5 protein-coding genes and 1 pseudogene are annotated in these 8,897 nt (G+C 44.7%); 2 read left to right on the top strand and 4 right to left on the bottom strand.

Annotated elements, in window-relative coordinates; all coding sequences use genetic code 11:
* Positions 1 to 416 precede the first annotated feature (416 nt).
* From PX484_RS21385 to ribD, 4 genes are all read right to left on the bottom strand, one after another.
* Positions 417 to 818, bottom strand: a complete 402-nt coding sequence (locus tag PX484_RS21385) for a 4a-hydroxytetrahydrobiopterin dehydratase (RefSeq protein WP_002801753.1) — start codon at positions 816 to 818, stop codon at positions 417 to 419.
* A gap of 282 nt (positions 819 to 1,100) precedes the next feature.
* On the bottom strand, positions 1,101 to 2,603 hold the full coding sequence (locus PX484_RS21380) for a DEAD/DEAH box helicase (protein ID WP_287667150.1): 1,503 nt from the start codon (positions 2,601 to 2,603) through the stop codon (positions 1,101 to 1,103).
* A 379-nt stretch (positions 2,604 to 2,982) separates the two neighbouring features.
* On the bottom strand, positions 2,983 to 4,956 hold the full coding sequence (htpG, locus tag PX484_RS21375) for a molecular chaperone HtpG (RefSeq protein ID WP_287667277.1): 1,974 nt from the start codon (positions 4,954 to 4,956) through the stop codon (positions 2,983 to 2,985).
* A gap of 259 nt (positions 4,957 to 5,215) precedes the next feature.
* On the bottom strand, positions 5,216 to 6,313 hold the full coding sequence (ribD, locus tag PX484_RS21370) for a bifunctional diaminohydroxyphosphoribosylaminopyrimidine deaminase/5-amino-6-(5-phosphoribosylamino)uracil reductase RibD (RefSeq protein WP_288105419.1): 1,098 nt from the start codon (positions 6,311 to 6,313) through the stop codon (positions 5,216 to 5,218).
* 489 nt (positions 6,314 to 6,802) lie between these two features.
* Here ribD and PX484_RS21365 point away from each other — a divergent pair, with 489 nt between their 5' ends.
* Positions 6,803 to 8,239: an ammonium transporter gene (locus tag PX484_RS21365; protein ID WP_288105417.1), complete on the top strand. Its 1,437-nt coding sequence runs from the start codon at positions 6,803 to 6,805 to the stop codon at positions 8,237 to 8,239.
* Between the two features lie 176 nt (positions 8,240 to 8,415).
* Positions 8,416 to 8,897, top strand: a pseudogene (locus tag PX484_RS21360) (ammonium transporter); the annotation flags it as partial.

The following is an 8,897-nucleotide window of genomic DNA, read 5'->3' as shown; positions in this document are numbered from 1 at the left end:
GAGGTAGTCAGTTACCTAATTTTCAGGGAAAAAGTACCTGAATTTTACCCCCGATCCCTCCAATGGTCGGCACTTTTTGAGGTCAAAAAAGTCTAAAAGCCTTATCCAACAAGGTTTTTAGATTTATTCAGCAAGCCCTAGTTAGATGCTAGACAGGTTTTGATGTCAGATTCATCTTTACTGCCATTTAACCCCGCTTTTCCCATTTTGATGACCGTTCTCCACAGGAAGGGGTTATGCTGTCACTCCATCATCTGGAGGGAAGGACTTTCACCTTCACGGTTATTGAGTTATCAAGGTTCTCAACCTTGTCCTACCCACGTCTGTTAGACTTTTGGTAGGAACGAGTCGCACGATAGATTCTGTACTTGAATGCTTTTAGCGTTTTGCTTACCAAACTACATCTACTATGTAAGCTATTTAGCTAGAAATGTCAAGCCGTCCTCCGCTACGCTAAAGGACGGGGTTTTAGACCCAAATTTTCGATAAATATCATCGGTACGGGCAGCCATGATAAAGTCATTTTGATGTAATCCGCCCACGTCATGGGTCCACCAAGAAACGGTAACTTTGCCCCATTCTGTCAATAAAGCGGGGTGATGGCCTTCTTTTTCCGCCGCTTCTCCCACGGCATTAGTAAAGGCGATTGCCCCTTGAAAATTGGCAAATTTATAGAGTTTTTGCAGACGGGGAATACCCTCGTATTCTAAGAGATTCCAATCGGGAATTTTAGCCTGTAAAGCGGTAATTTCCTCGGCAGTGATAGGAGAAGAACCCGATTGATAAGGTTGACATTTTTGTTGGGCAAGTTCGGTCATAGGGGTATTAATCTAGATTTTTTAAGTAAGTAGTTATAATTAAATTGAAGATAGATTTTGCCTCTGATCCCCCCTGCCCCCCTTGATAAGGGGGGTGCCGATAGGCGGGGGGATCCCCCCTGCCCCCCTTGATAAGGGGGGTGCCGATAGGCGGGGGGATCCCCCCTGCCCCCCTTGATAAGGGGGATCCCACCTGCCCCCCTTGATAAGGGGGGTGTCTGACAACTTTTAACACCTACCTACTTACCTTTATTATAGAGGAAAATCCCCCAGAGAAATTTTCTATTCTTCCTCTGACTCTGGAGAACTTACCCAAGGGGTAGAAGATTCGGCAGCTTTCGGGAAAGAAAAAGATTTTTTCGGAGGAGAAGGCAATAATTCCAATTGTCGATTACCGGTTTTATAGCTAGTTTTATTTTTCTGCTCTCCCCGTCGTCGTTGGGAGGTTTTTTCCTCCGTGGTATTTTCGGCTATCACTTCATACAAAATCGCCCGTTTATCCTCTTGTTGGCCTTTTCTTAAAACCCGTCCCAAACGCTGAATATATTCCCTAGTGGAACCGGTTCCCGATAAAATAATCGCGATGCCTGCTTCCGGCACATCAACCCCTTCATTAAGAACATGGGAAGTCACCAGAATTTTGTATTCTCCCTGACGAAAACGGGTCAGGATTTCATGGCGTTCTTTCACGGGAGTTTGATGGGTTATGGCAGGTATTAAAAAGCTCTCGGAAATGCGGTAAACTGTGGCATTATCGTTGGTAAAAATTAAAATTGGTTCCGGATAGTGTTCACAGATTAACTCGGCTAAAATCCGCAATTTTCCCTGGGTTCCGGAGGATATTTCCTTCGACTCCCGGTGCGCTAACATCGCCCGGCGCCCTTCGCTACTTCTGGCACTAATCATGACAAAATTTTGCCAACCATCTAAACCAGACAAACTGAGATTATTTCTTCTTAAAAAATCATTACGAATCTTAATTGCTTCTTGATATTTTTCCTGTTCTTTGGCGGATAGTTTCACTTTAATTTGAATTATTTCATGATCAGCTAGGGCTTTTCCTGACAAGTCTTGGGGACTTTTTTGATAAACAATTGTACCGATAAGATAATCTAAATCCTGATGACTACCATCACCGCGATCCGGTGTTGCTGTTAAGCCTAAACGATAGGGTGCGATCGAATCTTCCGCTATTTTCCGAAAGAAATCCGATGGTAAATGATGACATTCATCAAAAATCAAAAAAGCGTAACGATTGCCAAGAGTTTCTGAATAAATTGCCGCACTTTGATAGGTGGCGATTAAAATAGCACTATTATCCTTAGAACCTCCCCCTAATAATCCCACCTCGGCATCGGGAAAAGCCGCCAACATCTGGGCATACCACTGGTGCATTAAATCAATAGTCGGCACGATAATTAAGGTACTGCGGGGAGTCGATTGTAGAGCTAATTGGGCAAGATAGGTTTTACCAGCAGCGGTGGGAAGGACGATAACACCCCTTCTCTGGGATTTTTTCCAAGCGATTAACGCTTCCGTTTGGTGGGGGTAGGGTTCCCGTTCAAAACTGGCAATTAATTCTAAATTGTTAAAAGCTTTTGCTTCATCTTGGAAGTTAATACCCTCCTCCTGTAGAGTTTCCACGAGAGGACGATAATGAATGGCCAAAATGCGAAATCTTTCGATACGATCATCCCAAGTGGCAAAATCTAGCCATTTTTTCCCTTTTGGTGGTGGATGGAGAATTAAGGTTCCTCGCTCATATTTGAGGGTGGGTAAGCGCATTTTTCAGTTATCAGTTATCAGTTATCAGTTATCAGTAAACAGTAAACAGAACCTAGGTTGGGCTTCGTCCGTGAGCTTTTGCCGAACGGTTGAAGCATGAAACCCAACGCCCGCTCATGTTACGCTACCCCTAACCCATCCTACAAATAATTGTGCCTCCCTACTTATCAGTAAACAGTAAACAGTAAACAGTATAAGTGAACTGAAAACTTACATCTGATAACTGATAACTGATAACTGATAACTGATAACTGATAACTTATTCAAGGCTGACGGCGGCAAGATAGCTTATCGTTAGATCATATTGATCGGGTTAAAAAAATAGAGTGTGAATTAACACACTCTCAGCATATCGAAACAGCAAAAGTTTGGCAATAGATTAAATCTTTTCGGTTAGCTTAGTCAGAACGCGATTGGAACGTTCCACAAAAGCTTGCATTCCCTCGGCATCAAATCCTTTTTGAGCGATTAAAGCTAAATCATAAACGTGCTGACAGAGCATTTTCGCTAATTGCGCCGATGGAGATTCGCCGCTACCGGTAACAATACTTCCCTGACTAATCTGGACAATCTGTTGAATTAAGGGATGATTAGTATTAATCATCAGAATATGTTCTTCGGGGAAAGCCATGGCTTTTTGTTGCATCATTGCCGTCATTTCCTGTAAGCGTCGCATCGCTTCTGGAAGTAAGACAATTGCCGGGGGAGTACCTTGGGGATCATCGGATTTCAAGGCTTCAGTTTTGATATTGATGCGGGAATTATCGAGGGCTTTGGCGAAGATTTCTTTGATCAATTCAGCCCGGGTTTTATTACTACCGGGATCGATAATTTCACTAGCTTGATCCTGTTCGAGCAGCGTCGAGTCTAATTCAGAATCAACCCGGGTGAATTTCACATCGGAGTATTCTCTTTCTAGGAAAGGAATAAAGTAATTAGTATCGATGAAAGAATCAAAGAAGAGGATCTCTAACCCTTGATTTTTGTAGAGTTCAACGTAGGTGGATTGGCTACGAGGATCGGTACAGTAAAAAACTCGATTTTCGTGGCGTTCTTTATGGCGTTCTAGGTAGGCTTTGAGAGTAGTATAACCTTCCTGTTCGATCGCTTCTAGGGGAGTTTTCGCCGTTGCTTCTTGCCATGCGTCACCTTCGGCGGTTTGCACTTCCACTTGTACTGTGGTTTCTGGGGGTTTGTAGGTAGTGCGATAGATTAAAATATCTTCTACCTGCTGTTTAAATTTATCCTCTTTCAAGGAACCAAATTTAATAAAGGTTCCCACATCTTCCCAACAACGAATATATTCTTTTGCGTCTTCGTTGTAGAGAGATTTGAGGCGATCAGCAATTTTTTTGGCAATAAAATCGGCAATACGGCGAACGGTACGATCTTTGGTTAAAGCACTTCGAGACACATTTAAAGGAATATCTGGACTATCGATAACTCCTCGCAAGGGCATCAGGAAATCGGGAATAATTTCCTCGCAATGATCGCTGACAAAAACCTGATTACAGAATAACTTTAACTGTCCTTTTGAGACATCTACATCTGGTCTGAGTTTGGGAAAATAAAGAATGCCATTGAGCAAGAAAGGATAATCGGTATTCAGATGTACCCAGAGTAAAGGTTCTTCTTGGAAAGGATAGAGATAACGATAGAATTCTAGGTAGTCTTCTTTCGTCAGATTTTGAGGAGATTCTTTCCATAAAGCCCGTTGTTGATTAATCACTTCCCCATCAATTTTAATGGGAACGGGCATAAAATCCGAGTAGGTTTTGACTAACTGGCGAATGCGGGCAGCTTCTAAATATTCCCCTTCCTCATCCATTAAAGTTAGGGTGATAGTGGTGCCGATTTGGCTGCGGGAAGAAGCGGTTAGTTCAAACTCCGGAGAACCATCACAGCACCAATGGACTGGGGTGGCACCTTCTTGATAGGAAAGAGTATCAATTTCTACTTTTTTAGCCACCATAAAGGCCGAATAAAAACCCAGGCCAAAATGACCGATTAAATCGTTGGCTGATTTTTGGTATTTATTGATAAATTCTTCCGCACTGGAAAAGGCAACTTGGTTAATATATTTCTTGATTTCTTCCCCCGTCATCCCGATGCCATTATCGGTAATTGATAGGGTACGATTTTCTTTATCGATGGCGAGATTAATTTCTGGTTCGGGGACTTCTCCTCTCGCTTCTCCTGCTAAGGAAGCCATTTTTAATTTCGAGATGGCATCAACACTATTAGATATCAATTCCCGCAGAAAAATTTCATGGTCAGTGTAGAGGGATTTTTTGATAATAGGGAAGATATTCTCGGTATGAATCGTGATATTACCTTTTTCGAGTACCGTCATACGTTCAATCACTAAGGGTTTGACTATTCTAACTTTTTTATTTTGCTCGATAATGGCACCATTGATCACAGAGCGATTGCCCAACTTCCTCTAGGGTGATAACCGTACCGATAAAGGGATTTAACGGCAGCGGGGCGATTTCTAGAACTCGCTCGCAAAAATCGGGGTTAATTGCCAGATTATCGGGGTTATTGATGACTTTGTGACTTTTGCAAGCGGTTGGTTGAGATTTGCTGATTGAGGGGGAATTGCAGTAGCTCTACTGTTCACTTTGCAGATATCCCTCGATCAAAATATCGGGATTGAGATAATTAACCGTGACATTTTCTAGCTGTAAAGCTTGACTCATTAACTGGAATCCTAAATCACCCACGGCAGTAGGTGCCTGGATTCCCCCGATGATTTTGGGCGCGATAAAAGCGATAATTTTTTGTACCATGCCCTCAGCGATTGCGGCTGCACTTAAACCGCCGCCGCACTCCCACAAAACCTGACAAAATCCCCTCTGATAAAGATTTTCCATCACTAAAGTGGGTGTCACCTCGGTGAGTTCGATCACTTCCACGCCTTTTGTTAATAATTGTTGCTTAAGCTTGACATTAGAATCAATTTGTGTATAGACAAGCGTGGGAAATTGACTGGTATCCCAAAGATGGGCCGAGGGAGGCAAATCGAGCGATCGAGTCATGACCACGCGCAGGGGATTATGATCAGAGAGGCCGTGAGTGGTGAGGTGGGGATTATCTTGACGGACAGTGCTACCGCCGACGATAATCGCATCACAAGCCGATCGCAATTGATGGACGATTTGGCGAGAAGCGGGGCTAGTAATCCAAGTGCTATGACCGCTAGTAGCGGCAATTTTGCCATCGAGAGTCATGGCATATTTGAGAATACCGAAGGGTTTTTTAGCGGTGATGCGATGGATAAAACCCTGATTGAGTTGACGACATTCGGACTCCTCCACCCCCACCAGCGTCTCGATCCCTGCCGATTCTAGTCTTTGAATGCCTTTCCCCGCCACTAGGGGATTAGGATCGATCATCCCTACCACCACTTTTTTAATGCCTGCTCGCACAATTGCCTCGCTACAGGGGGGAGTACGTCCATAGTGGTTACAGGGTTCAAGATTGACGTATAAAGTGGCACCACGCGCTTTTTCTGCTGCCTGTCTCAGGGCGAAAACTTCCGCATGGGGTTGTCCGGCCCCCGGGTGAAAACCTTCGCCGATAATTGTCCCCTCTTGAACGATCACAGAACCCACCAAAGGATTAGGAGAAGTCCGCCCCAAGGCTTGCCTAGCAAGGGTTAGACATCTTTGCATCATTGTGCGATCGAATTCCGTTGCCTGGGCCATGGTTTATTTCTCCATAATGAGGGGAGACTTTATCGGTGATCAGTGGGAATTATAAATTATGAATTATGAATTATGAATTGGGTGATGGGGAGATGGGGAGATGGGGAGCGGGAACTATAAATTATGAATTATGAATTGGGAGATGGCTGAGAGGGGAGCGCCGGAGAGGGGAGATAGGGAGCGGGGGAAAAAAGCTGACGGCTGATGGCTGATAGCTAAAAAGCTGATAACTGAATTATTGATCACTTCTCTACTACTATTATTTTAAAGTGAAACGTATCAGAGGATACAGAAATCTCAAATAAAAAAAAACAAAGATCAAAAAACATTGACTACTCACACATCAAGATAAATCCCTAGGTGTTTGGTCTTCTGAAATGATTGACCTCTGTTCCTAGGATTTAGCGGTTGAACGGACATAATTGCTCGGTGATTATTTTCAAAAGTAATGAATCGACCTACTAACTCAACAAAGTAAACGAATTAACGATGAAACGAATTGCTCGAAAATCTGGGGAACTTGTCGGTTTATTACCGAAAATTAACCCTGTCTGGTTAGCCTGTGTTCCTTTGTCCGCGATTATTTTCGTGGTTTGGAACACGGCCGTACAAGCCCAAGATGCGAAACCCCTAACCCCCGAAGATGTGCAAAACGCCCTCAATACAATCTGGGTTTTAATTGCCGCCATCCTCGTGATCTTTATGAACGCGGGTTTTGCGATGCTAGAAACGGGATTCTGTCGCCAGAAAAACGCCGTTAACGTTCTGGCCAAAAACCTGATCGTTTTCGCCCTCTCCACCATATCATTTTGGGCGATCGGTTTCTCCCTGATGTTTGGGTCTGTCAGTAACGAATTTTTCGGTACAGGAGGCTGGTTCCTTAGCAGTAGCGATCCCGCCACCTACGTTATGCCTGCCTCTTTGCCCACCTCAGTGTTCTTCCTGTTCCAAGTCGCTTTCGCGGGAACGGCGGCAACCATTGTATCTGGGGCAGTGGCAGAACGGATTAAATTCGTCGATTTCCTTGTTTTTAGCTTAATTATCGTCGGTATCATGTACCCGATCACCGGTCACTGGGTTTGGGGTGGCGGTTGGTTAGCTGACCTTGGTTTTAAAGACTTCGCCGGTTCGACGGTGGTTCACTCGGTCGGTGGCTGGTCTGCCTTAACCGGGGCGGCAATTCTCGGCCCGAGAATGGGTAAATACATCAACGGTCGCACCAGTGCCTTACCCGGCCATAACATGAGCATCGCGACCCTGGGTTGTTTAATTCTCTGGATTGGCTGGTTCGGTTTTAACCCCGGTTCTACTTTAGCGGTTAATGAAACTGTACCCTATATCGCTGTCACCACTAACCTCGCCGGGGCCGCCGGTGGCATTGCCGCTACCTTTACCGCTTGGGCGAAAGATGGTAAACCCGACCTTTCGATGATTATTAACGGTATTCTTGCCGGTTTAGTAGCCGTTACTGCCGGTTGTGATGGTGTTTCCTATTGGTCGGCGGCAATCATCGGTTTAATTGCCGGTGTAGTCGTGGTTTACTCGGTGTCTTTCTTCGATAACCTGAAAATTGATGACCCCGTGGGTGCCACTTCTGTTCACCTCGTCTGTGGTGTGTTTGGAACTTTAGCCGTCGGTATCTTCAACAAAGATGCCGGTTTAATCACCGGTCAATTCCAACTGTTTATTAACCAAATTATCGGGATTGTGGCAGTAGGGGCATTTACCCTGATTGTTAGTGGTATTGTTTGGACAATCCTCAAGGCTACCCTCGGTATTCGTGTTACTCCCGAAGAAGAAATGGAAGGTTTGGATGTGGGTGAACACGGAATGGAAGCCTATAGCGGTTTCGTCAAGGAGTCCGATATCGTTACTGGTGGCTATTATGCTTCCAGTGTTGACATGGAAACGCCCAGCAGTCGTTAGGGTGAACCTTGTAAAGATAGATTAATTAGATCCCCGACAAAGTTAAAGAGAAAAGGAAGAAGGCCTCGCCCCGATGCGATCGGTGGCTACAATTACCTTCTAAACCTTTTCTCTTTCGTTTTTTTGTCTATTTCCGGACAGAGAAAATTAATCTTGCTACTAGGCACCAACCGTCAATGAAAAAGATCGTAGGAATAACCATACTTTTGCTGGGACTGGGATTCAATTGCGGAGTTGCCCCAGTTTTTGCGGAAACCATCGCCGCCGCTCCCCCCAATCCGATTAGTGCTGGAGATACCGCTTGGATGCTGATCTCGTCGGCTTTAGTTTTATTAATGACCCCCGGACTGGCTTTTTTTTATGGGGGTTTAGTACGTTCGCGTAACGTCCTCAACACCATGATGATGAGTTTGGTAGCCATGGGCGTAATTGGTGTAACTTGGGTGCTTTGGGGTTATAGTCTCGCTTTTGATGTCACCCCGGGTAAAAGTGGTTTTGGTGAAGGGATTGAAGCTTTTATCGGTGGTCTGGATTGGATTTTTCTCAACGGAGTCACCGCCGCCGCACCTGACAATATCGGTTATGCACCCACCGTTCCCCATCAAGTGTTTATGGTCTATCAGATGATGTTCGCCATCATCACCCCGGCTTTAATTTC

This window comes from Microcystis sp. M49636_WE2, assembly GCF_030065375.1.
Classification (GTDB): Bacteria; Cyanobacteriota; Cyanobacteriia; order Cyanobacteriales; family Microcystaceae; genus Microcystis; species Microcystis aeruginosa_C.
Note: the sequence above shows the minus strand (reverse complement) of the source record. Positions and strands in the feature narration are given on the sequence as shown.

What these genes read in the sequence shown, in the direction of transcription:
- PX484_RS21385 (WP_002801753.1), bottom strand. Translation starts at nt 818, where the DNA reads ATGACCGAACTTGCCCAACAAAAATGTCAACCTTATCAATCGGGTTCT.
- PX484_RS21380 (WP_287667150.1), bottom strand. Translation starts at nt 2,603, where the DNA reads ATGCGCTTACCCACCCTCAAATATGAGCGAGGAACCTTAATTCTCCAT.
- htpG (WP_287667277.1), bottom strand. Translation starts at nt 4,956, where the DNA reads ATGACGGTACTCGAAAAAGGTAATATCACGATTCATACCGAGAATATC.
- ribD (WP_288105419.1), bottom strand. Translation starts at nt 6,313, where the DNA reads ATGGCCCAGGCAACGGAATTCGATCGCACAATGATGCAAAGATGTCTA.
- PX484_RS21365 (WP_288105417.1), top strand. Translation starts at nt 6,803, where the DNA reads ATGAAACGAATTGCTCGAAAATCTGGGGAACTTGTCGGTTTATTACCG.